This window comes from Mixta intestinalis, assembly GCF_009914055.1.
Lineage (GTDB): Bacteria > Pseudomonadota > Gammaproteobacteria > Enterobacterales > Enterobacteriaceae > Mixta > Mixta intestinalis.
Genome location: NZ_CP028271.1, coordinates 1,056,577 through 1,080,465, shown reverse-complemented (window position 1 = coordinate 1,080,465; position 23,889 = coordinate 1,056,577). Strand labels below are relative to the sequence as shown.

Below are 23,889 nucleotides of genomic sequence, written 5' to 3'. Positions count from 1 at the left end.
AAACGCCTCCGGGGATAGCATAAGCTATCCCCATTTTTGCGATCACTGGCTTATAGCAACGCTATACCGTAGCCGATCAGAAGCGCAGCGTGAGGCCGGCATAGGCACCGTAGTTATCCCGGTCTCCCTTGCGCAGCTGGTGGTTCAGGGTGCTGTTCAGCTCAGCCCTCTCGCCCACCTTCAGCTGCACGCCGAACTTGCTTTCAAGGCTGTTTTTCGCCTGGTTGTCCGCCAGCGCCGCGCCGTCAAAATCGAGCGAGTTGTTCAGCCCGCTCCTGACGAAGTGGCTTTCCACGAACGCGTTGAGCCGCACGTTTTTGCCCGGCAACGCCTCTTTTTTACCGCTGGCCACACGCAGCCCCACCCGGCTCACCGCGCCACCCTTACTTCCCGCGCTTACCTCCATGCCGTTGCTGTCCCGCACGTTGCCCGCTGAGAGGCGGTGATAGGTCAGCTGCGCCTGCGGCGTGACGGTAAAGCCGCCGTCTTCCAGGTTGCCGCCGTTAAACGCAAAGGTGTAGCCACTTTCCACCGAGCTGCTCACGATGCGGCTGTGGTACTTCTCGCTGGCCTGCGCCTGCCCTTTTATTTCACTGGTAAAGTAGCCTGCCTGCACCCATACGTCGGTGTATAAGCCATGGCCTGACTCCGCATCGCTGAACCAGGTGCCGTACAGCCCGCTGCTGTAGCCCGATACCTCGCCGCGCGCCTTCGTTCCCGTCGCCCTGCTGGCGATATCGGCGCGGCTGTTGCCCATGGTGTTCATAAAGCCGAGGTGCACGTCGCCGGAGAGCCATTGCGTGCGCTTCAGATCGCCGCCAATGCGCATCACGTCGCTGCGCGTCTTGTTATTCAGCGTGCCAAAAACCGGATTGGAATAGCGCGTGCTGCCGGAGTACTGCACCCAGACCGGGGAGTAGAGCGCGTCCTGCTGCCAGGCGAGGTTGTTCAGCATGGCGAACGCCTGCGCTTTCTTCGCGATGTTCTGCGAGGTGGCCAGTTTGCGCGTCAGCCCGTTCGTCATGCTGCCCGCCTGCGCCGGAGAGCTTTGCCGGTCAGCCAACGAGTGCGACATCATCGCCGTCATCGCCGCCTGGTTTGCCAGCCAGGCCCCCGTCGCCGGGTTGTAGAGCTTCTTCTCGTTGCTGCCGTAGCAGGTCATGCCGCCGGTGCAGCTGCTGGTCAGGTACCAGTCGCCCTCTTTTATACCCAGGATATATTCATATTTCGAGGCGACAACCGGATGGAGCAGCCGGAAGGCGTCTTTGCTGGAATATTTTTTATCGTTCACCTGTACCAGCAGGAAGCCGTCTCCAGCGGTCTGCTTCGCCTGCAAACGGCTCCTGGCCGTGGGTACGATATCAATCCAGGTAGGTAAACCATGCGATAACTGTGTTCTATCCACAACAAGCCGGTCGGTCAGGCGATCGAACACATTAGCGGCGCTGGCGGTGGTTAAGTCGGTATTTAAGCGTAAAATTCCGCCCCCAGATTTATACTCTGTCTTTTTATCCGGGAAAAAATACGTGGCACCGGTAATGCGCAGCACGTCACCGGCACCAACGTTATTGCGACCAAATCCGTTGGCAGACGCCGGGTTATTAGTGGTTAAGTCAATTACGCTGTCGGCCTCCGCATAAAAATAATTTAATCCCCGGAAGATCCCGTCACTGCTATCACGCATATTGTCAGAAAAACGAATGGTGCCATAATTCTGAAAGGTTGAGTAACCTTCCGTTGCCCTTATATAACTCCAGTCTTCATTTTCGTCAATACTGTTAATTTCATGGGTGGCATTGGGATAAAAATCCATCCAGGCCTGTTGCTGCTTACCCAATGCATTAATACTCTCCAGCTCAAAAACTCCGTTTTTTAGATTATAAAATTTAGTTCCAACAGCGCTAACCGAGATATTCCCAGTAATAATCCCCGCATTTTGCAAGTTAAACCATATTCTATTGTAAACGTAGGGGGAAATTTTTGTCAAAACATCCGCATAGTTTACTCCATCAACCGGCTCCCAGGGTTTTCCAATACTTTCATGCTGGACATTAGTAACAGTAATCGCCTGGTTATTTAAAGCAGAAATCGCCCCTGAGTTACTAATAGAAAAATAACTGTCATTTTCTGCAAGCGCGTATCTGCCGTTTATTATCTTGATGCCAGCTCCATCCTTCAGGCCGCCAATAACTTCTGATTTATCGCCTAAATGAATATTCATCCATGCCATATCAATCGATGTTCTCCCCGCAAAGTCATCGATATTAATTGCTGATGCACCATCTCCAATTGCTATTATTTCACCTTCATTCTTAACATCATAATTAATAGCTGACAAAGTCAACTTTACACCATCAGAACTATCACCTGATGTATAAATAGATCCTTTATTCTCAATAAGAAAATCCCCATACGCATAACCTTCTCGCCCCTTATAATAAATACCGTGCGAAGTATTTCCATTGGTTCTAATCAAATTATTATTTTTTACACTAGAAAACCCATCCTGTTTTAACTTATATAAGTATATAGCTGCAAAATCAGATTGTTGACTAGAAATTTCCCCATCATTAACAATCTCCACGTTACCACCTGATTCCGCCTGAATTGCAAACCCACCCTGATTAATTAAAACCTTTCCGTTATTAACAATCGAAGCCTGGCTACTCGATGTATCACTTTCATAAGAAATCCCCACCACATGCCCCCAACGTCTGGCTGCATCAATATTATCCAGGATCACTCCGTTATTAGTAATAGTAGTGATTTTATTTTTACTAAGATAACTAACGATTCCTTTGCCACCTGATTCTACCATTATAGTTCCGTCATTAATTATGGAAACCTCTCCAGATTCAGGATAATAGTTCGCCCAATCGCTCTTTATGCCCGAAGCTTCATTACGGGCAATGATACTCCCTTTATTTTCAATGAAAATATTTTTATCGCCGGTATTTTTCACTAAAATCGCTGATGATGTCATACCAGAAACATCAATTAAACCATCGTTTCCTATATATGAATAACAGTCTTGTTCTTTACAGGAAATTCTATTTTTAGAAGGCCCCGCTAATGTTATGCCGTTTGATATCAATCCTGCTCCTGAAATGATCACTCCATTATTAATAATAGATTCAATGCCATATCCTATATTAGAAAAAATACCTGTTCCGCCACCACTTTTGATAAGTATCTTTACGTTATTCCCGGTTGTTATGGTAGTGTTACCTTTACCTTCATTCAAAACAGCCAATCCCGCCGACAAATCTTGATATCCATTTACAAATCGATTCAACACTTTACTTTCAATCTCTACAAGACTATTACCGGTTACTGAAATCGACAGGTTCTTATCTTTTAAATCACTCCCATTAATCACTCCATATGCTAAATAATCTTGGTAATTATCATGGTATTCTGAGTCATCATATAATTTAAGATTTGATGTTTTAATATTAATATCATGAAGTTTGATATTGTTTCCTACAGAACTATTAGACTTATCATAGTAAAGTATACCAGCCGTCGGCTTATCCTCAGATGCGGAATTTAGCGTCATATAACTCAGCGAGAGATCGCCGCTGCCGTTATAAATGATATTGGCCCGCCAGTTATCCGGATCAAACAGGTTATCGCTAATGCTTGCGTGTGCAAGCGTTGAGTGGATGACAGTCGCCAGAATAGTAAGAGGTACTGGATTAACGCGCTTTTTCATAATAATTTCCCTATTCCACTTGATAAGTGAAACTTAACATTACCATGCAAAAAACGACATATTCGATCAATAAACAGCCAATAGCAGATCTAAATCACATAATAACCAAAAAGAAGATAAAATTTATTTAATAAAATATATTGCTAGCTTTTAATTAATTAGCAGGATTAGTTAAGATTCAATACTAATTACAAAGGATAGTGTTTGTTGCTCAGAAGAGATGTTCTGCGCCAATAAAACCAACAACAGCAGGCTGTTATAAATTACGGATAAGTGATGATTCTGCAGCAGATTTTTATAATTACACGATTTATATACAGATAGTTTGCTTTTTCCCCTCTATTTATTATCGCCGCCGTGCCCTCGCTTTCCATTTTATCTATATTGCCTTGTAGCCTTTGATTCATACTGCCAACAAAGCGAATGCGTATCCCCGGAAGGCATTAGCAGTAGATATTATTTTTTGTCGTTTCCTGGCAATTTTATGCTGCAACCCTCGTGAATTGGCTAACAAAAAGCTCCCCAATTTCAGCAATAAAATTTTATAATCGGCTGAAACGAGGAGAAGTTATGCACCGTAATGTTACATCTGAAAGCCGTTTGTTTGATGAGATTCAGCGAGGAGCGCTGATATCTATTCCCATTGTTATTGGATTTATCCCGTTTGGCCTGTTGCTTGGCGCCCAGGCAGCGCAAAAGAGTTTTTCTTTTTTCTCGCTGACCATGATGACCGGCCTGAATTTTGCCGGTGGCTCAGAGTTTGCGGCTATTGCACTCTGGACCTCGCCGCCGCATATCCTCACCATCGTGCTGATTAGCCTGCTGATTAACAGCCGCCATTTATTGATGGGCGCGGCGATGACGCCGCTGCTTGCCCCGCTTCCGCCACGTAAAGCGTTATTAGCGCTGTTCTTTATGTGCGATGAGTGTTGGGCAATGAGCATGAATGATGCGGCCCGCCGCCGTGAACAGGGTAAGCCCGCGTTCAGCGGCGGCTTCTATGCTGGCGTGGCAGCAACGCTATGGTTCTGTTGGGTGCTCTCTACCGGCATTGGCGTTATTATCGGGCCGGTATTGGGAGATATCACGCGCTGGGGCTTCGATATGGCTTTCCCCGCCGTGTTTCTGGTGCTGCTGAAAGGGATGTGGAAAGGTGCACGGGCGGCGCTGCCGTGGCTGGTCAGCCTGATCTGCGCAGCCACCACCTGGCACTTTGTTCCGGGCGCTGCCTACGTACCGGCAGGCGCGCTTTCCGGCGTCGCGGCAATTCTTTTACTTAACAGGAAAGCATCATGAGCCTGACCGTTTTGACCATTGTGCTGATGGCGCTGACCACTTACCTGACGCGCATTGCCGGTTATCTGCTGCTGCGCGATCGCACGCTAAGCCCGCGCATTAAAGCGGTAATGGAGGCGGCTCCCGGCTGTGTGTTAATTACCGTTATCGCCCCGCATTTCGCCAGCGGTAATCCAGCCGATCTGCTGGCAATGGCCATTTCCCTGCTGGCCGCTATGCGTTTTTCATTGCTGCCGGTAGTGGCGATCAGCGTCATTTCTGCCGCCCTGCTACGCCACCTGCTCTGAACATAGCGGGCCAATGTAGCCCGCTGCGCCCGTTATCCCAGCGGAAGCTCCGATGTTTGCTTGATAGTCTGCATCGGCAGCTCCGTTTTCAGGCTTTGTACGCCGCTGATACGCGCCAGATGATCGATCTGAAACTGGCGATAGGCGTTCAGATCGGCGGCAACCACACGCAGCAGAAAATCACAGTCGCCAACCATCAGATGACACTCCACCACCTGCGGCAACGCACTCACTTTACGGGCAAAATTATCGACGGTTTCCGCATCCTGGCTACGCAGCCAGACGCGCACAAATACCGTCATGTCCAACCCCATCGCCACTGGATTAAGGATGGCGACGTAACGCGCAATCGCTCCGCTTTCCTCCAGCTGCTTTACCCGGCGCAGGCAGGGCGACGGCGACAGGCCCACCTTTTCCGCCAGCACATTATTGGGAATGCGCCCATCTTTTTGCAGCTCCCGCAGTATCCGAAAATCCAGTTCGTCCATCTTGATCATCCAGTATTACGCTTTCTTAAAGGCTGAATAAATTATGCCCGGAAAATCTCAGGTTGCACATGAATCTGACCTTATTTTCCCGCCGCTTCCATCGGCGTATAGGAATAAGCTGTGCTTTACTTAACATCATGTCTCAGCCACGAAAATAATAATGAATATTAGCAAAAAAATTTCCGGCGCTTTTGTACTGCAATCCTCACTCGGCAAGACGATGGCTATCTTTATGCTGCTGTTGCTGACGGCGGTGCTGATTGTCAGCGCCTGGACGCTGGATCGCTCATGGCAGCGAAAACTGCACGATACCGAAAGCGATGCGGTTAACCTGTCGGTATCGCAGGCGCGCCAGGCTGAAGATACGTTTCTGCAAACGGAACTTGTGCTGCGCGCCATGCAGCGAGAAATTCCTGACGGTGGTCCGAATAGCCTCGATAAAAATACAGTTAACGCGATACTGGCAGAGATGAAAAGTAACCTGCCGCAACTGAACGGCCTGTTTATTTATGACGCACAGGGCAACTGGATCGCCACCTCGGCATCGCACGTGCCTGGCGCAATGAATAACAGTGACCGGGAATACTTTATCTATCATCGCCAGAATCGGCACGGCGGCGTACACATTGGTCATGTTATTCGTAGCCGCACCACCGGCGATCTGGTCATTCCGGTTTCGCTGCGCCTGAATGACGCCGCCGGAGGGTTCACCGGCGTGGCGCTGGCTACGGTACGCGTCGATTCTTTTCGTCGCTTCTACAGCTATTTTGAGTTAGGCGATGGCGATCTGCTGGCGCTGCTGCTGGATGACGGCACTACGCTTTACGTGCGCCCTTTCCCCGATGCCTTTATTAATCGCAGTCTCTCCGCCAGCCCGCTGTTTACCACGCAGCTGATGCGTTCGGATCGTGGGAAAGGTACATGGCGCTCGGCGCTGGATAATAAAGAGCGCATTTTCGGCTATGCACGCTCCGGCCAGTATCCGCTGATTGTGGCGGCGGGCTTTGATAAATCAGAGCTGTGGACGCAGTGGCTGCATGACAGTCTGCCCGATCTGGTATTAAACGGTACGCTACTGCTGATTATTATTCTGATTGGTACTGTGGTACTGCGTCAGGTACGTACTAATGTAGAGAACCAGATTGAGCTTACCGCGCTGCGCGATGAGCTGACCACTATCAATCAGACGTTACAGGCGATGGCCCTGCTGGATGGCCTGACCGGCCTGGCGAATCGGCGACAGTTTGATATTTTCCTGATGCAAAGCCTGAAACGTTCAGCGCTCAGCGGTAAATCAATGGCGCTGATTATGCTGGATATCGATTACTTCAAGCTTTACAACGATACCTACGGTCACGTTGCCGGTGATAACTGTCTGCGGCGTGTCGGGGAAACGTTAAAAAATATTCCGGTACGACAAACGGATTTGATCGCCCGCTACGGCGGCGAAGAGTTTGCCATTATTCTGCCGGACGCCACACTGGAAGTGGCACAACGTATAGCTGAAAGTGCCGTTGATGCAGTGCGCGCTATTGCCATGCCCCATGGGAGTACCCGCCTGGCGACGGGAACCGTTACTATCAGCGCGGGAGGCTTTGCTCTGATCGCCAACGGCGAGGCGCAGGACGCCCAGCAGCTTAAGGAAGGAGCAGACCGGGCGCTTTATCAGGCTAAAAATAACGGCCGTAACCAGGCAGTGGTGATGCCTCCCGGCTGAGTCGGAGCGCTAAATGTTTTTACGCCGCGCTCCAAACCAAATTTTACACCATCGCGTAAAGCAGCGCTGACAGCGTGGCGAGGCCGCCAAGCAGAATACTCAATGCCCGCCCACCGCGTAAAAACGCAAGTGCGGGTTTGTTGTAAATCAGCCAGGCTGGAATCAGGAACAGAATAATCGCGATAAGTGGGCCGCAGAATGCTTCAATCAGCGTAATCACGTTTGGATTGGTATAAACGATTAGCGAGGTAACCACATACATCGACAGTACCGCCGCTGCCTGGCTAAGCTTGCGCCCTCTTTCACTGCGACAGTTAAACAGCCGCACGGTAAAGTCGCTAAAGGTTTCCGTTACCGACAGCGAAACGCCCAGAAAAGACTTCGTCATCCCGACAATAGCGATAAACGGCGCGATATAAAACAATATTCCGCTGTTATCTGGCGAGGAGATAATCGACAGCACGTTCAGGTTTTTCTCTTTTGCCTCGGCAAAAATATCGTGCGGCATACTAAGTACGCAGCTCAACACAAAGAAAATAATGCTAAGAAAAATAGCCAGATAAGCAATGCGGATAACGCGAAATGCACGCGGCGCGTCACCTTGTTCCTGATAGTGCGCGGCCAGCGGCGAAATAATCGGCGCACAGCAGAAAGAGAAGGTAATAAGCGGCAGCGTTAGCCAGATATTTTTAAACGTGGTCGCAGCGGGCGTATTTGGCAAAGCATGCAGCGCGTCGGCAACATTTTCCCAGCGCCAGTGTGGGATCTGCACTACAGCAATAGCAATAATGGCAATGGCAAACGGCAGTGCCAGTACACTCATGGTGCCAACCACCCTGTCACGTCCTTTGCTCAGGATACCGAACAACACCACCATACAGATTAACGTCAGCAATCCCTGATTGACGCTGGCAAAATGTAGCCGCTCAATTAAGAAATTATCCAGCGCGCTGACCAGCGAAATACCGTAAACCAGCATCACCGGATAAAAGGCGATGCAGTAAAGCAACGTCATGATGCGATCGCCGCGTGGTCCAAACCAGGTGCTTAACGCCGGTAGCCGCTGACGATCGGGCTCGCTCATATAAATTCGCCCCAGCACCAGATGCGGTAACAGCGAGAGCGGCAGCCCCAGCAACAGCATAATGATAAAAATAATCGGCCCACGGGCACCGATCTCAATCGGCAGGAAAAGCGTCCCCGCACCAACCGTCGTGCCATACAAACCCAGCGTCCAGATAGTATCCTGGAGCTTCCAACCCTGCTGTTTCATAAAAATCCTACAAATAAAAAATCAGTCACTTATTAACATTTACAGGTCATGCCTCTCTGATTTACGCCTTCCATCGGGACACAGCCGGATGAATCAGCCCAACACCACAACAACGGCAGAAACAATCGAGGTAGAGAAACGTCTGTACGGGGATTTTATCAGAAAAAACGGTACGGAACCGGAGACGATGAATAGCCGCCGGGTAAAGAGATTAACTGATTCGACAAATTTGAAACGGGCAGCAGGATTCGAACCCGCATCTTCAGCCGGTACGGCTGGCGTAATCACCGCTTATACCACGCCCGTATCGATACATTACACCCTGCCCAGAGAGGTGATTAACGGGTTTTAGCCTATAAGCCAGCAAAGCAGGATGCGCGCGTTAAAGGCAGGCGACAGCTGGCGCAGATAGCGCCATGATGTGTTTTGCAGGTACGTGAAAATCGGGTGAAGATAAATTTATGGTTGCCACAGCCGGGACAGCAGAATTTAAGGGGTTGCATAGTTACCTCATGGTGAAAAGCCTCGTAAAAAAATCTGATGTGCTTTAAGCCTACCCCAGCCCTCAGCTTTAACAAGCACAGACGCTAATTAAACCTTTTCCATACTGGCAAATAGCGGACAGCCTTCTGGCATCAGCCAACGGTGCCTGTCTATACCGCTCTGGCTGTTTAGGATTTATCTTAATAAATAAGAGATTTATGCAGCTGCTGTGGCAAACTTATTAACTGTGCGTAGGCTGATAGTTCGGTTTACTGCAATCGGGAGGCTTCATGCCCTCTGTTCAACTGCATATTAAAGATCATCCGGAGTATGCCTTTACCGGCAACTATTCCACGACGCAGGCCAATACTGAAGGCACACAACCATGCAGCCAGTTTGAAATTCAAAAGGCAACACAGCCCGTAGAAGCTTTTCAGGATCTCATTCAGGGCGATACCGTCACTTTTGTCTCTGCCAGCGGCGAAGCGGAGGAGATGGTGCTAAGCGAAGAAACGGCTGCGCATATTGTTTTTATCTCACGCCGTTAGCAGCCAGGTTTGCTGGCGTAGTGAAAGAACCTCCGCAACCTTTATTAGCGTTGCGGATAAAACTATCGGCACTGTCCGGTTATGCCATCGCGCCCGTTGGGGCAGACATCTGTTGCAGGAATGAGAGAGGTAATGCCCCATGAGCAACCCGACAGCATCAAACACATCGCTACTATTACAACCTTTTTCATACGCCCCCTTCTGATGCGCTTGCTCACCGCTATTACCTGGCATCCATTATAGGCGTTGTTGCCACCGCAGCTATTGAGCATTTGCATTTATGCAGGTTAACGCATTTTTTTGAAAATCCACCAGCAGCTATCAACGAGCTGATACCCTGTGCTGTGGCAATAAGGGTAACCACAGCCCTCCCTTTATCGGTACGAAAAGAATAACCAGGGTCAGTACCTCTTTTCCAAAAGGATGAAAAAGAAATTTAAAATAAGGGCATTTACCGATAGTTAAAAAACCTATAGCTAAATAATGTAACATAACGCAAAACAGCCTGACATATATTATGTCAGGCTGTTTTATTTAATTTTAGCTCAGTGCTTATGCTGATTTAGCTGCCAGACGCTCAGAAATCGCAGTCAGGATAGAGCTGGCAATGCTCAGGCCAATGGTTTTATAGGTCAGGCCAATCTGCTCGCCGGGCTGCGTAGCATTTTCCAGGGCCTTATTAGCGCTATCGAGTTTAGCATTAATATTTGTTAACGCCGTATTTATCCCTTTAAGCGCATCTGCAATTCCGGCACCACTTACCATGTGAACTTCTTGAGCGTTAAGCGTTTTCATATGTCATCCTTAATGATTAGCGATTTAACTTCGTCTTTTCCCAAATGGGAGACCAGATAGTAATTTTAATAATCTCACCGTGTCAAATCACTATATTATTAAATAGCATAAAATGCACAAAAACCACGAAAAGAAAAAACAGGCTTTTCAACTATATAAAGTTGCTCAGAGATTATTCCAACTGTCAATTACCCCCAACAGAATGGAATTATTAATTTACCCGATAAAGGACTGCACAAAAAATATCCCTCTCGTCAAGTATCATATTATGTCCTTCCTGTGTAATATCACCATCATTTTATCATTACATTAATAGTTAACTATCTGATAAAAGCAATAACCGTTAATTAGTGATGTTATAAATACACCCAATACCGCTATTTATTAGTACAAAAATAATACGCAACTGGAAATTTAACAACACACTCATTATTTATATATTAATAAATTAACGCCAGAGAGTGAGCGACGTAACCAAAGCAACCTTACAGTACTGGTTGATTCGCTTTATGCTGGTTTCCTGTAATCGCCTCAGGACGCCCATATTTTTGTTGTTGAGTAAAACCCCAGTAAGCGGCTTTACTGCTAAGCTTGTGAAGATACAGGTTTGAGTTACTTTCGTCAGTTAGCAGGGCAGCGCCCCTGTACTTGATTAAGGGCTAAACATGCTTACTTTATTAAAAAGTGGTAGCAAATTAAGTGCTTTTATACTGGTTGGTGTACTGGCTGGCTGCTCATCAAAAGTCACTGAAAAGAGCCAATATTCCGGTTTCCTCGACGACTACTCTACATTAAGGCCAGAGAAAACATCCCAGGGCCAGCAGACGCTGCGTTGGGTTTCACCCGCCTGGCGGCAGAATAGCTATCACAACGTCTATTTTGCTCCCGTTGTTTATTATCCCAACCCAGAGCCCAACGAGCGGGTCAGTGCAGCTACGCTGGAACAAATTCGGGCATATACGGAGCAACAGCTTAAAAATGCCGTCGGGCAAAAATTTACTCTGCTGCCACAGCCGCAGCCAGGCAGCCTTATCATTAAAGCGGCCATCACGGCAGTAACGGCAGAAAATAAAAGTATGCAGTTTTATGAGGTAGTGCCGGTGGCCGCCGTTGTCGCCAGCACGATGGCCGCTACCGGGCATCGTACACAAAATGCCGTGCTGTTTCTTGAAGCTGAAGCTATTGATGCAACAACGCATGAACCGGTTATTAAAGTTGTACGTAAAGGGTATGGCAAAAGTGTGCCTAACAGTACGACGCCCGTCACTTTAGCAGAGGTAAAACAGGCAATTGATGAGATGGTTACTGATACGATAGCGTTTCCAACATATTAGTTTTTTCTTACCCACATCAGAGCGCTAACGACCGTAATCAACAACATCCGGATTGAGCGACATAACGTTTCTGTAGTCCTTATCGGTACAGAGATAAGGACGTTCAGGAATTATCCCAGCGCATATGTTGTATTACTATGCGATAACCGTCCAGGCTGAGGTTTTGGTGCTTCCTGGTGGCATTTCTTTAGCACCAGCCGCCTGCATAAAGCATAAAAAACTCAAAAAATGCGGAACCAATAGCGTTCCGCTCATTATTTTACTTCAGACGTTTTTTATTCCCGAAAACCCCTTAATAAAGCAATGATAAATTATTGTATTAACTCAGCTAATTTATTATACTCTTTGCCTGGAAGATTAACTTTCGTGACTGGTTACTGAAATAATCATGAAAATATTCGTTATTAACCTGGAAGGATCATCCGAAAGGCGACTAAAAATGCAGAGACAGATGGATGCTCTCAATTTGTCTTTTGAATTTATTAAAGCGGTTGACGGTAGGTTGATGTCCGATAAGGAGATTACGCAGGTAACCAGTATCCCTAACTACGCTTTTTTGCCGGGTGAAATAGGCTGCGCGCTGAGTCATCAGCTCATATATAAAAAAATGACACATGAGAATATTGATACTGCTTTAATTTTAGAAGATGATGTTGTCCTGAGTGAGGATATCTGCGCGATCCTGAAAAACCTCAATTTAAGTAATTATCGTCCTGAGGTAATTTTACTTAGCCGAGTTAATAAGCATCTGCAAAAATCCATCAGGCCTATAACCAAAGAATATTCACTACATAAAACGCATCAGGCAACAACAGCGCACAGTTACTTAATTAATAAATCAGCGGCGGAATCGTTACTCAATAATCTTTATCCCGTCTGGATGACAGCAGATAAGTGGACACTTTTTGAAGAACTGTCTTTCTTACGCGTTTACTCGGTTATTCCTCATCCAGTGGCCCTTTCTGATGAATCAAATGATTCGACGATAAATATGAACAAGGGTAACTCTGATTTTAATAAAAAGAAGAGAGAAATATGGCAGCAATTAATGTCGAAGCGCCCGATCAAAGCAAAGATAAAACATCGTTATCGACGAGCTATTGTTCCCCTGTTCAATAAAATCGTCGATCAGGGCAAAGGATAATCATACGATTTTGTGTTAGTACCAGCGCCAGAGAAAGCGCCTTTTGCACCTGCCGCACTGTTTAACACGCACCGTATAACGTTGTGATAGCCCCTAACCATCCAGCGCATCAAAACATGGCTGAGTACGATTGCTGCTGGTTTGCAGTTACTGGCAGATAAGCAATGAAAAAATCTGATAAAACCCGTCGTTCAAAATGCGGCAATAAAAAAGCGGAACCAAACGCGTTCCGCTTATCCTTTCGCAACAGCTATTACATATTGCTGATAATCGCGTCGCCAAACTCTGAACATTTCAGCAGCTTAGCGCCTTCCATCAGACGTTCGAAGTCATAGGTCACGGTTTTGTTAGCGATAGCGCCTTCCATGCCTTTAACAATCAGGTCTGCGGCTTCGAACCACTGCATATGGCGCAGCAGTATTCATGCAATTTAAAGTTAACGACCTGAATTTTAATCATTTTTCATTCAAACCTCGTGGATAAACAGACACCAACAAGCATCTAAATACCCCAATGATTACACATAGTTAGCTTTAGTTTTGGGGAAGCGGCTGATAAAGTGCTTGTGTGGAAAAAGGTTGAACCCCGTGAGGGGTTTCATTAATAAAAGGCGATTTGATGCGTTACCGTTCAGACATTGATGGATTAAGGGCAGTTGCAGTGTTGTTCGTTCTCATGTTCCACGGGGGACTGAGTGTTTTCCCATCTGGTTTTATTGGTGTTGATATATTTTTTGTTATTTCTGGATTTTTAATAACATCAATAATCAGCACATCTTTAAAAAACCAATCGTTTTCTCTATCTGAATTTTATGTTCGCCGTTTGTGGAGGCTACAACCAGCATTAATTACTGTTGTGATTTTCACTTTAGTACTGACAACGATATTCTACTTACCTACCGATTTCATTGATTATATAAGGAGCGCAAAATACACTACCTTATTCACTTCAAATCAGTATTTTGCTCGCTCAACCACCGGGTATGCAGCACCAGACACTGCAAATCTGTTACTACTGCATACCTGGTCGTTATCCATCGAATGGCAATGGTATCTACTGTTACCTGCTGGGGTGTTACTTCTCAATCGCTATTTTTCAGATAAAACGCTAAAAATAGCAACGGTTGCCATTACCATCGGTATGCTGGGGTTATCACTTTACCTTTCTGATAAGTATCCAAATAAAAGCTATTATTTTTTAAGTCCTCGTATTTTTGAATTTATGATCGGTAGCTGTCTTGTCGTGTTAAATCATGAGCGATTAAAATTAACGCAAAGCATCGCTTCTGTTTTGGGCGTTCTGTCTTTAGCCACTATAATCTATTGCGCAACCAGAACAAACATCGTACTTGGATATCCTGATTATCACGCAGTGATTGTTAGTATAGCCAGCGCGTTACTAATTTTAGTCGGCACTTCGACTAATGGTATCGCATCACGTATATTATCTCTTTCCCCATTGGTTTTTATAGGCTCAATCTCATACTCTTTATACCTTTGGCATTGGCCTATCTTCGCCACTGGACGATACTTAGGGCTAACAGAAAACACCATTTTTAAGATTTCCTGCTACGCGGTAACGTTCATTGCTGCATATCTCTCCTATATATTCATTGAGAAACCATGCAGAAAAATACGCTGGACATTAACTAAATCCCTTTCAATACTGGCACTCGTACCAGCAGGGTTTTTCTTGGTTTTATACCCTGTCAGTGAAAAATACAAAGGTTTTAATATCCGCTTCGGTTCGGAGTACGCCCGTATCGAATCCACTTTGCAAAAATATGCATCTCCTTATAGAGAGTCGTGCCTCAATGGGAATACTGATGGCACAGATAAAAATTGCATCGTGGGAGATATTAGTTCCAACAAGCGAGCATTATTAATTGGTGATTCTAACTCTAATCATTTCTGGAGTTTTTTCGATGTTCTCGCAAAAGATGCTCACATGTCAGTTACAGTTCAAGGGACATCTTCGTGCCTAACACTACCCGGTATTTATCAGTTTGACTGGTGGTATTTTAAAAACACAGTTTACCAAGAGTGCCACGATAACACCGAAAGATATTACGACAATATCAAGAAAGGCAAGTTTGATTATGTGATCATCGGCGAGGTGTGGATGAACTATGCTGGTAACAATATTATTAATCGCATAGGTGACAAACGTTCTGTTGATTTGTCACGGGAAAGAATTGAAGTCGCCATGAGAAAAGCATTGGATATCATCGTAAAATCTGGAGCACGCCCGGTCATCATTAAAACAATCTACACCATGCCACCAAACTACATGAATTGTTTTTACCAGCACATTAAGACGAGGAAGGATTACATCTCTAACAGTTGTAACCCTACTCTATGGGGAGGGGACAATAATGAATGGTTTACTCAGATATTCAATAAAATGAAGAAAGATTATCCCTCATTGATCGTGATAGATCCTAAAGATGTACAGTGTTCGGGTAAAACCTGCAAAACAGATATTGATGGCGTTCCTGTTTATCGTGATGTAGGCCATTTCACCGATTACGCATCTTATAAGTTTGGTGAAGAATACCTAATTCAATCAGGTAACCCATTTCGATAAAACTTACCGGCCTTTAAGGCCGGTTTATCTTATGCACTTCGATACCAGCCCATCAATTTAATAAATGAGTTAGCTACAGTAAAAGCTGTTCCAGAACCTGTATTTGCTGTATTCCCTGAAACAGAATGTGAGTGAGCACCAATCCCAACAGTATGGCTATGAGCACCTATAGCAACTGTATGTGAATGTGCCCCGATAGCTACCGTATGAGCATGGTTCCCCGCAGCGCCAGTATTTGTACTGGCAGGGCCTGACCAGTCAAGATTTGCAGACCGGATACTCCCCCCGCCAGACAATGCTGGCGATATCGTATGGGTATGGTTACCTGTTGTATTCGTAGTTTTAGTACCGTAATCGAATGAACTTGTGGTTTTATTCCCATGATTAAAGCTACTCGACGTTTTCGTACCGTAATCAAACGCACTGGTAGTAGCCGAAAACGTATGGCCGTGTGCAGGGATATTCCCTACTGCCAGCGTAACCGAATCGGAACCACCCGTTGTCATCACATCGCTGCCGTTAGCGCTGGCCAGACGCACCGTGCGGTTCTCCCCTATATATTTCCACGTAGTGCCGGGGAAAAGCGCGTTAGGATCTTTGTTCTGCGCAAACCACGTCACAATCCCGACCGGGTACAGCATATCGACAGGGTTTACATCGGCTTTGAATTCTATCCATCCGCTACCCTTGCCCGGTTCTTCATTGTTGTTTTCAATCTTCGATTGCCACAATTTTTTACCGTAGTAAGCCTGTGACCGAATTGCGTAAGGTTTTCCATCCTCAGACCAAACGGCGGCACCGAATGACTGAACTTCCCCCACGGCTTCAGTAACATCGTGAAAAAGCGCATTCATCTTCTCACGTTCAATATCCTTCGCTGCCGGATCTGTCGTCTGATCGCGCTCATAGTCATAGCCGTAGCCCTGAGTGTAAGACACCGAACCGTCAGCCTGCGTTTCTACAGGCACAGCAGTCCTGTCACCCTGCGCAGCGAAGGGCGTTTTAAACATTTTTGTCATGGTTTAGTTTCCGAAGTTATTTGTGAAGTTTTTACGGTTTTCGCCAAAGCCGAATGCCTGACGGGTGACAATACGGTATTTAGCCCCTACTCCCGAAGGTCGGGGTAGCAGGTCAAAGTTATCAAGCAGCAGGCGCAATCTTTCATCGGGGTTGAAATTAAACACGTACCAGATGTAAGACATATCGAGGGGATCGAGAACAAATACTTTGCCGTTCTCATCGCTGAAAAAACGCTGAAGAAAGGCGTTGATATTAGTAATTGTCGGGCTTTCCGTCAGGGTGAAATAGCGCATTCTCACCAGCAGACGCTTTTGCGCTGTGGTTAATGTCAGCGTGTAATCGGCGTTGCGCCTGAAATTGGATTTAAAATTGTGCTTATTAGCGCCGAAACCATAACCGATTTTATTTTTGTCGCTGGGTGGAACATCAATACCCAGCGGCACATCCAGAATACGCCCCCATACCGCCAGACCAAAATCATTCGCGGTATCGATATTAAACACATCGCGATACCAGTTACGCCAGAACTCCACCGTCGCCCGGTTGAACCAGGCTGATTTATAGTGTGCCAGTGCTTTAATATTATCCGAATTTTCATACTGCCACAGAATGGCTTTCAGCAAGTCGGAATGAAAATCAAGGGACTGTATTGTCATACGATAACCACCTGCACGGCGTTGCGCCGGAGTCTGGCAACGGCGTTTATCTGCACGGGGATCACGTCTGTTGACCAGGTCACGCCATCGGTTGATAACTCGACCTTCAGCACAAACAATCGCGGTTCAGCCGTATTGACCGCCGCCGCAATTTCAAACGGCGAAACGTCTCGCCCGACCGCCAGACCATCATCGGTATCGGTTTCACCGGCTACCCATTTTTCAATCGCATCGGGGATCAGGGTCTGTGCATCAAAGGGACTTTTGCGCACCGTCACCCGACAAAACACGGTAATTTCCTTTGGCCTGTCAAATTTGACGTTATACACCTGACCACTGGACGGCTCTGTTACCTCAACCGTTTCACTGCCGTTGTACGCGGCCCCTACTGTTTTAGTACGTAGCAGAGCAACAGCGATTTCCTCACGCGGCCCGCCATCGACACAAACATAGATACTGTGTTTGACCAGCGGAACACCATCAATAAACTGATCCGCATCCGTATAGTTTTCACGATACGACAGGGATTCCACACCTTCGATATCGTACAACGCCGAGGTGATCGCCTCTCCGACACTCACCGTGTTTTTGGCAAGCGTATTTCTGCGACGACGCCGGGTACGTATATCGGATTCCGCTACCCTCCCCAGCACCGCATCAGTCGGGTTGTTAACCGTTTCCCAACCCAGAACTGAACTGGCAACGCGCACAAGTTCACTGGCCCTACAGCCTACCGGCCCGGTTTCAACCGAGCGCATATCGCCTTTTGTTACCCCATCATTCCCGATAATCAGTACGCTGGTCGTTTCAAACGCATCCCCTGCCTGCGTTTCGGCCAGAGAGCCTTTCGGGATAAGAGTCTGTGGTACACCAGCAAACTCAACATTCGTCAAAAAAGAATGCGTTGCGGACAGTCGCTGCCCGCCCATCAACGCCCAGATAGCATCGAGAAAGATCCCCCCGGCAATATCCGGGTTAATCTGGTTCGCCAGTTCTGCGTTATTGCGGGCGATGGCGTCCCGATTTTCCACTTCCATTGTGACAAGTGCGCCCTGCGGTGTTTCCGGCGACAGGTCAATTTCCTGACCAAAGACATCCCGGAACTCATTTTCAACCTGCTCCCGCAACGTTGAAGTGTCAGGGATGATCACTCCTGTGCTTGCTATAAACTGATAATCAGACATTAAGCGTTATCCTCCCGTAGAGGGTGCTGATCACGGCGGTGTAATGAAGCTCGTTGTTTTCAATCGATGCAGAAAAGGAATCGACTGCCAGAACTTGAGAAATTTCCCGCATACGGTCGCGGAACGCCGCCTCAAACATTGGCAAATCAGCATCGCGGCCAAAGGTGGTTTTCCAGTAAGGTATTCCCTTGTCCATCCTGTGCAGCATTTCACCCCGTAACGCTCTGGCATAGTGCATGCAGCAATTTTTCACCGCCGCTTCATCATGAACCAAAGCCAGGTTGCCATCGTTTCCGAGGTAAATATCATTACCTTCAGTAACATCAAACGTCATCATACCGGCACCCCACTGTTGCCCGATCCTGGCTGAACACCGCTATGCTGGTGATCAGCGCCAATATTTTTACCGTTATGCCGCATCGTCCCGCCGTTTGACTCACTGTTACCGTTGGTCTGGTGATTGCCGTTCACCATCACGTTGCCGTTAAAAATGCTCTCAGCGGCGTTAACTTCAAACACTGGCGTATCCAGTACGCACTTATCGTTATGCAACGCCAGACACACGCTGCCATCCAGCGACTGGATCACCAGCGCATCGATATTTTTGCCATCCACCATCCAGCCTTTAACGCTGTCTGGAAAAAACATCGCATCACTGAATGATTTCAGCCGGTGAGTATTAGGCTCATCCTCCAGACCGCCGCGCTGAAAAATCAGACTGATATCGCGATCATTGGCTTTCAGCCAGCCAAAATCCCCCGGTTTTAGCGGCACCCGGATAAAGAACCCGCCGCCGCCAAAGCGGAAAACAGGAATATTATGAACAGGGGCGCGGGGTATTCTCTGCCCTTCGGTCGACACCATCATCACCAGCGGTTTAATCACCGCGCGGTTCGTGGCGTCGTCATAACTGACCACCGTTGCGGGTAACATATCGTCGGTGTTCATCATCAGGTTACGAAAAGCGCCCATAAGCTGCCCTGCCAGACTGGATTCACTGGCAATATCGGCATTCGGTTTATTCATTGGTTAAGCCCGTTTACAGGTGGCCTGATAAAAGAAGGGATCGTCGTGTGACGCAACATCGAACTTAAGCTGCTCGATGATGTAATCACCATTTAAAGAAGGGTTAAATTTACTCTCCAGCCGTAACGTACCGCCCAGGCTGGATTCACCGTCGATAAGCCAGGTCACGTCCAGGCCTTTTTCGGTGGCTTTGGGTAGCCCGACCATACCGGTATTCTGGTTAACGATTTTGATACGCCCTTTGACCGCTTGCGCAGAATCCTTCACATACAGAACATCATCATCGATAAAGGCTTTAACGCCACCACCATCCTGCAACCGTTCGACCTGTTTCAGCTTTGAGCCGCAAAAATACCAGTTAGCGATATTTTTATCCGTGGCCTGAAAATCCAGACGTACACCGCAGTCCCGCGCAATCCCTGCGGATATCTCACTCAGCTTACTCATCGCGCCGGAGGACGTTGCCACAATATCCCGCGCACTACCGTTACCCGTTTTTGCTTTCAGCGTTAATGTCACGTCAGGCGGGCTGGAGGGTTCAGCGCTGACAATATCACCCACGAAAAGGCGAAATACGCCGGTACTCGCCCTCCCGGCTTCAAGTATAAGTCGAGAGGGCTGCTTGCTTTTGTTATAAGGGCTGGTTTCCGTCAACAGCATATTTCGGGTGGTTGCATTCAGGCCATCAATGCTGACCGTGCATTCATTCTGCAACGGATTAGCATATTTGGTACCGCTGGCTTTCACCCGCATCCCCTCGTACCACTGTATACGCCCGCTGACTTCTACCCCCACCCTGATCCGCCTTAAATCAATCATCCGGCCCCCAGAATACCAGGCTTTGCGTTTTGCTGAATTCCTCATACCAGGGCAGAGCATCCCGTTCTGTAATAAATGCAAAATTACCGGCTGAGGCCAGATAGTTATAAGTTATTAAGGGCGCATCTGTTGTCGCCCTGGTTGCCAGCATGACAACCTCATCATTAAGGCGTATGTCACACACCATCATATTTCGCGCGACTTTGATCGTCAGATCCCAGCGGTTAACATCAATGGTAATTTGCAGGCGCTGGTTCGGCACCGGGTTTAACGGTATTTCACGCATCGTGTTTATCCTCCCAATACCCTGACCAGAACCGATTTTTTCCGTTCTTCGGATACCGATTTTGTCTGTGCACCGCCCCTTTTAACGGTACTGGACTGCGATGGCTTCTGAACTTTTTTGGGCGGTAGATCTCCGTATTCGGGTGTCACACTGCGCCACTCGGTGAACCGTAAAGACAACTGGATAGCATCGGCCATCTCAGCGGTCTCATCGTGGTAGAAATTGACCAGCAGCATGGGCTGGTAGGTTTTAACTCTGGTCTGAATACCTACCAGCTTGTTCTGTTCCCAGGCTTGTTGCATCAGGCCAAAAGCATTTTTAAGCTCACCGGATAAAATCAGATCCATGCCGATTTCCACGGCCTGCACAACAACATGATCGCTGCGGGTTTCCCCTGACTCGACCTGAAAAGTGGTGGCCTTGTGCTCGTCGCGGACATTGATTTTTATCGGGCTGGCGGTTTCAAACAGCGTGGTAAAACTGTCGGTATCGAAGATTTTTACGTCAGTGATCATATTGCCAGCCCCGTTTGCGTTTGCTGCCCCAGATCCTGCAACTGCTCCTGCAATGCGTCTTTCGTGCCCGCCGCCATGCCTTTAGCATCGGTTGCTTTGGTTTCAACCTTCACTTCCCCAATATTCAGGGTGGTTTCATTCTTCACGCTGGATCGATTGCTGATCGCCTGGCTGGTCACAGGGTTAAGAGGGTGATTATTCGCCGCTGCAATCTGGGCTTTTCCCTGCTCGACCATATTCTGTGTATCCTGCTGTGGTGAGGGATGTTCAGCTTCGGGAATGCGGTGCGTCACCTCTCCCTCAGCGCTGATTTTGCGCTCTACGGTGAGTTCTTTTTCATCATCAGCACCGAACCAGCCCTTCACTTTTGACCAGCCTTTCTGGATTGTATCCAGACCGCCGCTTATCCAGCCAATCACCTTCTGCACCTGCTCCCACATCCAGGTAAATATGCCGACAACGGCATCCGCCACGTTATCGAAGACGCCCCCAAACTGTGATCCCCATTTAACCAGACTTTTTATTGACTCCAGCAACCAGCCAATAAACTGGTTCAGGGCGTTATTCATTGTGTTGTAAGCATCAACTACCACATCAGCAACGAATTTAGCGGCTATTTTCAGGTACTCAAACAGGGTCTTAAATGCTTCCCACAGCGTCATAATGACCTGTTTAAGTTCAGGATAGGCATCAAGAATTCGCCCGATCATCGAATCATTACCGTCGATAAAATTCATGATGTCGTCGTAAACCAGCGCGAACGCTGCGGCAAGCGCCGCAATGATGGCGATAATCGCAAGTATTGGCCAGGTTGCCGCCAGCGTGGCAGCAGCGGCGGCAAGCATCGGAGGAACGTAGTACGCTGCAACAGCCACACCGATCGCGAGGAAAAAACCGATGATCAGGTTCTTATTTTCCCGGCAGAAACCAACAAACTTACTCAGCCATTCCATACCCTTAGTCAGATAAGGCAATACCATTTCGAGGAAGCTGTTTTTTAACAGGCCGGATGATTGCCTGAACCCCTGCATGGCCTGATTAAAGCGCCGGGACTGTTCGATACTCTCTTTGGTAATGCCAGAGTATTCTTTTTGCAGGCCCATCATGCGTTCCATCTCATGACGGCCTTTCATCATCAACTCAATCGTTTTGTCGTCCGTCACCCCAAGGTTTGCAAGGTGCGCTTTGGCTTTGTCAAAGCTCATCCCCTTTACTTTATCCGCTGTAGTGAGGATTTTTTCCATCGAGTCCGTTGTGCCGCCAAAAGCTTTTGCCATTGCCGACAAATCAGCCTGGGCACTTTCCCTCGCTCCGCCAAGCTCGGCAACTGAACCCGCAAAAGCATCCACATCCGCCGTTGCCACATTGATCTTCTTACCCAGCTTATCAAGCGCCTCCACTTCTTCCGCGCGTGAAACAGTCTCGCTGAAGATGGAAGACACCCCCAAAAATAAGCCAAGTATTCCAAGCGTTTTTTGAGCTAACGAAGCAACACTGGTTTCCGTTCCACTGGCAAAATCACTGACGCTTTTTGCCGCTTTATCGGCCTCATGCTGCGCCTGTTTCATACCATCAATAATATCGTCGGTAGAGCGCTGAACATTTTCAAATGCAGCATCGGCCTGCCGGGTGTCGAATTCAAACACCTGCACAAAGGTATCTAACAGAGACATTATCGGTTTCCTGCGGCGGCGAGCGCCTCGTTATAGCGGTTGGTCACAGCGATTTCCCATAAGTCCATCGCCTCTTCCAGGTCTATTGAGGTTTTGAGTTCTGTGAAGCTGGCGAGTTTTTCTGAGATGATGACTGCAAAGAATCCATCAGCGTTTTTATAATCGACGGGAGTGAATCGCTGATTTTGCCCAGCAGGTAAGGCAGGAAACCTTTGCTCCCGGCGTTGCCGAAAAAACTGGTGTTGTACCTCAGCATTTCCAGTTCGAGGCGGATCAGCGCTTCACCGTCCGGTACATGGTTATCAATCAGCGTCTGGGTTTTCAGGCAGATTTCAGCGCCATCCCGCACGACTGCAACATGTGCCATCATTTTCAGCATGGCTTCTTTACTGATTTCGTAGTCGCCAATTTTGGGAGCGTTTGACAGCGGGTATTTTGCCAGGATTTCACGCCCCAGCGTGGCTGGCAGACGGCTGATCACAAAGGTGTGCATCTCACCATCAACATCTTTAATTTCAATCTCTTTCGGTTTAATGAGCATAATGGCCCCAATAAAAAAGGCGGGATGTTCCCGCCTGATAGTTAACGAACACGCGTACTGTCAAAGTCCTGAAACACAAAGGTATAAGCCTTTGATTTAAGACGCCCACCGCTGGCAGCGGAGTTACCTCGACTACCGTTGGTGATTTTTCCGTTTCGCGCAGTAGTGGTCGCGCCGTCACCGTAGGACGCCACGAGCGTAATAATATCTCCGGCGTGTCTGCGGCCACGTTTCGCCGTGTTGGCTTCCAGCAGGATCGCCAGATTCTGATCTTCTTCACTCCCCGGTAGCACATTTATCGTCACGGTCTGTGGGGTAGGCGTTGACCAGGACACCAGATTGCCGTTGATATCCATACCGGTCTGGGCGATATCGACAGCAGGCAGATCGAATGGGTCAGCATCATCGGCGAAAGCCGTTACCATTATCCCTGCCGGAAAGGTTGTACTGGCCTGAACCAACAGGCTGAGACCAGTTGCAGATACATCATTCATCATTTAGTC

23 protein-coding genes, 1 tRNA gene and 1 pseudogene are annotated in these 23,889 nt (G+C 47.7%); 8 read left to right on the top strand and 17 right to left on the bottom strand.

Going from position 1 to position 23,889, the window contains the following annotated elements:
- Positions 1 to 76: 76 nt before the first annotated feature.
- On the bottom strand, positions 77 to 3,715 hold the full coding sequence (locus C7M51_RS05095; RefSeq protein ID WP_160620791.1) for an autotransporter outer membrane beta-barrel domain-containing protein: 3,639 nt from the start codon (positions 3,713 to 3,715) through the stop codon (positions 77 to 79).
- 570 nt (positions 3,716 to 4,285) lie between these two features.
- Here C7M51_RS05095 and C7M51_RS05090 point away from each other — a divergent pair.
- Together C7M51_RS05090 and C7M51_RS05085 are read left to right on the top strand one after the other, a co-directional pair.
- On the top strand, positions 4,286 to 5,011 hold the full coding sequence (locus tag C7M51_RS05090) for an AzlC family ABC transporter permease (RefSeq protein ID WP_160620790.1): 726 nt from the start codon (positions 4,286 to 4,288) through the stop codon (positions 5,009 to 5,011).
- The gene (locus C7M51_RS05085) at positions 5,008 to 5,298 is read left to right on the top strand and encodes an AzlD family protein (RefSeq protein WP_160620789.1); all 291 of its coding nucleotides are present in this window, start codon (positions 5,008 to 5,010) and stop codon (positions 5,296 to 5,298) included. Before C7M51_RS05090 ends, C7M51_RS05085 begins: the two co-directional genes overlap by 4 nt.
- 32 nt (positions 5,299 to 5,330) lie before the next feature.
- Here C7M51_RS05085 and C7M51_RS05080 read toward each other — a convergent pair whose 3' ends face one another.
- Positions 5,331 to 5,786 (bottom strand): Lrp/AsnC family transcriptional regulator, encoded by a 456-nt coding sequence (locus C7M51_RS05080; RefSeq protein WP_341874755.1) that lies wholly within the window; start codon positions 5,784 to 5,786, stop codon positions 5,331 to 5,333.
- Positions 5,787 to 5,946: 160 nt separating this feature from the next.
- Between C7M51_RS05080 and C7M51_RS05075 the strand changes: the two genes are divergently transcribed.
- Positions 5,947 to 7,503: a sensor domain-containing diguanylate cyclase gene (locus C7M51_RS05075; RefSeq protein ID WP_160620787.1), complete on the top strand. Its 1,557-nt coding sequence runs from the start codon at positions 5,947 to 5,949 to the stop codon at positions 7,501 to 7,503.
- 43 nt (positions 7,504 to 7,546) lie between these two features.
- Here C7M51_RS05075 and C7M51_RS05070 read toward each other — a convergent pair whose 3' ends face one another.
- Entirely contained in the window at positions 7,547 to 8,776 is a 1,230-nt protein-coding gene (locus C7M51_RS05070; protein ID WP_160620786.1) for an amino acid permease, read from the bottom strand.
- 233 nt (positions 8,777 to 9,009) lie between these two features.
- A tRNA-Val gene (locus tag C7M51_RS05065) sits at positions 9,010 to 9,082 on the bottom strand.
- A 467-nt stretch (positions 9,083 to 9,549) separates the two neighbouring features.
- On the opposite strand from C7M51_RS05065, the gene C7M51_RS05060 reads away from it, so the two are divergent.
- Positions 9,550 to 9,807, top strand: a complete 258-nt coding sequence (locus C7M51_RS05060; protein ID WP_160620785.1) for a hypothetical protein — start codon at positions 9,550 to 9,552, stop codon at positions 9,805 to 9,807.
- Positions 9,808 to 10,359: 552 nt separating this feature from the next.
- Here the strand turns inward: C7M51_RS05060 and C7M51_RS05055 are convergent.
- A complete protein-coding gene (locus C7M51_RS05055) occupies positions 10,360 to 10,602 on the bottom strand; it encodes a hypothetical protein (RefSeq protein ID WP_160620784.1) in 243 nt (80 codons plus the stop codon).
- A gap of 665 nt (positions 10,603 to 11,267) precedes the next feature.
- Between C7M51_RS05055 and C7M51_RS05050 the strand changes: the two genes are divergently transcribed.
- Together C7M51_RS05050 and C7M51_RS05045 are read left to right on the top strand one after the other, a co-directional pair.
- The gene (locus C7M51_RS05050) at positions 11,268 to 11,936 is read left to right on the top strand and encodes a DUF3313 domain-containing protein (RefSeq protein WP_160620783.1); all 669 of its coding nucleotides are present in this window, start codon (positions 11,268 to 11,270) and stop codon (positions 11,934 to 11,936) included.
- A gap of 388 nt (positions 11,937 to 12,324) precedes the next feature.
- Entirely contained in the window at positions 12,325 to 13,080 is a 756-nt protein-coding gene (locus C7M51_RS05045) for a glycosyltransferase family 25 protein (RefSeq protein WP_160620782.1), read from the top strand.
- A 253-nt stretch (positions 13,081 to 13,333) separates the two neighbouring features.
- On the opposite strand, the pseudogene C7M51_RS05040 reads toward C7M51_RS05045, so the two are convergent.
- Positions 13,334 to 13,501 (bottom strand): annotated as a pseudogene (locus tag C7M51_RS05040) (NADP-dependent isocitrate dehydrogenase); the annotation flags it as partial.
- Between the two features lie 197 nt (positions 13,502 to 13,698).
- Between C7M51_RS05040 and C7M51_RS05035 the strand changes: the two are divergent.
- A complete protein-coding gene (locus tag C7M51_RS05035; RefSeq protein WP_160620780.1) occupies positions 13,699 to 15,666 on the top strand; it encodes an acyltransferase family protein in 1,968 nt (655 codons plus the stop codon).
- A gap of 29 nt (positions 15,667 to 15,695) precedes the next feature.
- On the opposite strand, the gene C7M51_RS05030 is transcribed toward C7M51_RS05035, so the two are convergent.
- From C7M51_RS05030 to C7M51_RS22420, 7 genes are read right to left on the bottom strand one after another with little or no spacing between them, the layout of a single operon-like run.
- Positions 15,696 to 16,685 (bottom strand): phage baseplate protein, encoded by a 990-nt coding sequence (locus C7M51_RS05030; RefSeq protein WP_160620779.1) that lies wholly within the window; start codon positions 16,683 to 16,685, stop codon positions 15,696 to 15,698.
- A gap of 3 nt (positions 16,686 to 16,688) precedes the next feature.
- Complete coding sequence (locus C7M51_RS05025; RefSeq protein WP_160620778.1) at positions 16,689 to 17,342, bottom strand: DUF2612 domain-containing protein; 654 nt, start codon at positions 17,340 to 17,342, stop codon at positions 16,689 to 16,691.
- Positions 17,339 to 18,526, bottom strand: a complete 1,188-nt coding sequence (locus tag C7M51_RS05020) for a baseplate J/gp47 family protein (protein ID WP_160620777.1) — start codon at positions 18,524 to 18,526, stop codon at positions 17,339 to 17,341. Before C7M51_RS05020 ends, C7M51_RS05025 begins: the two co-directional genes overlap by 4 nt.
- Positions 18,519 to 18,863: a contractile injection system sheath initiator gene (locus C7M51_RS05015; protein ID WP_160620776.1), complete on the bottom strand. Its 345-nt coding sequence runs from the start codon at positions 18,861 to 18,863 to the stop codon at positions 18,519 to 18,521. The genes C7M51_RS05020 and C7M51_RS05015 overlap by 8 nt, the downstream gene beginning before the upstream one ends.
- Positions 18,860 to 19,552 carry a Gp138 family membrane-puncturing spike protein gene (locus tag C7M51_RS05010; protein ID WP_160620775.1) on the bottom strand — a complete coding sequence of 231 codons (693 nt, stop codon included), beginning with the start codon at positions 19,550 to 19,552 and terminating at the stop codon, positions 18,860 to 18,862. Before C7M51_RS05010 ends, C7M51_RS05015 begins: the two co-directional genes overlap by 4 nt.
- Positions 19,553 to 19,555: 3 nt before the next feature.
- On the bottom strand, positions 19,556 to 20,371 hold the full coding sequence (locus C7M51_RS05005) for a baseplate hub protein (RefSeq protein WP_160620774.1): 816 nt from the start codon (positions 20,369 to 20,371) through the stop codon (positions 19,556 to 19,558).
- The gene (locus tag C7M51_RS22420) at positions 20,364 to 20,606 is read right to left on the bottom strand and encodes a phage baseplate plug family protein (protein WP_399199804.1); all 243 of its coding nucleotides are present in this window, start codon (positions 20,604 to 20,606) and stop codon (positions 20,364 to 20,366) included. The genes C7M51_RS05005 and C7M51_RS22420 overlap by 8 nt, the downstream gene beginning before the upstream one ends.
- Between C7M51_RS22420 and C7M51_RS22715 the strand changes: the two genes are divergently transcribed.
- Positions 20,545 to 20,682 carry a hypothetical protein gene (locus tag C7M51_RS22715; protein ID WP_399199776.1) on the top strand — a complete coding sequence of 46 codons (138 nt, stop codon included), beginning with the start codon at positions 20,545 to 20,547 and terminating at the stop codon, positions 20,680 to 20,682. The genes C7M51_RS22420 and C7M51_RS22715 overlap by 62 nt on opposite strands.
- Here C7M51_RS22715 and C7M51_RS04995 read toward each other — a convergent pair.
- The 4 genes from C7M51_RS04995 to C7M51_RS04980 all read right to left on the bottom strand — a co-directional run bounded on the left by C7M51_RS04995 (position 20,663) and on the right by C7M51_RS04980 (position 23,880).
- Positions 20,663 to 21,172, bottom strand: coding sequence for a phage baseplate protein (locus tag C7M51_RS04995; RefSeq protein ID WP_016191117.1), 510 nt, complete (start codon positions 21,170 to 21,172; stop codon positions 20,663 to 20,665). The two genes, C7M51_RS22715 and C7M51_RS04995, sit on opposite strands and share 20 nt — an antisense overlap.
- Positions 21,169 to 22,845 (bottom strand): hypothetical protein, encoded by a 1,677-nt coding sequence (locus tag C7M51_RS04990; RefSeq protein WP_160620772.1) that lies wholly within the window; start codon positions 22,843 to 22,845, stop codon positions 21,169 to 21,171. Before C7M51_RS04990 ends, C7M51_RS04995 begins: the two co-directional genes overlap by 4 nt.
- Before the next feature lie 82 nt (positions 22,846 to 22,927).
- Positions 22,928 to 23,386 carry a hypothetical protein gene (locus C7M51_RS04985; protein ID WP_160620771.1) on the bottom strand — a complete coding sequence of 153 codons (459 nt, stop codon included), beginning with the start codon at positions 23,384 to 23,386 and terminating at the stop codon, positions 22,928 to 22,930.
- A gap of 41 nt (positions 23,387 to 23,427) precedes the next feature.
- Positions 23,428 to 23,880 carry a phage tail fiber protein gene (locus tag C7M51_RS04980; RefSeq protein WP_160623572.1) on the bottom strand — a complete coding sequence of 151 codons (453 nt, stop codon included), beginning with the start codon at positions 23,878 to 23,880 and terminating at the stop codon, positions 23,428 to 23,430.
- Positions 23,881 to 23,889: the final 9 nt, after the last annotated feature.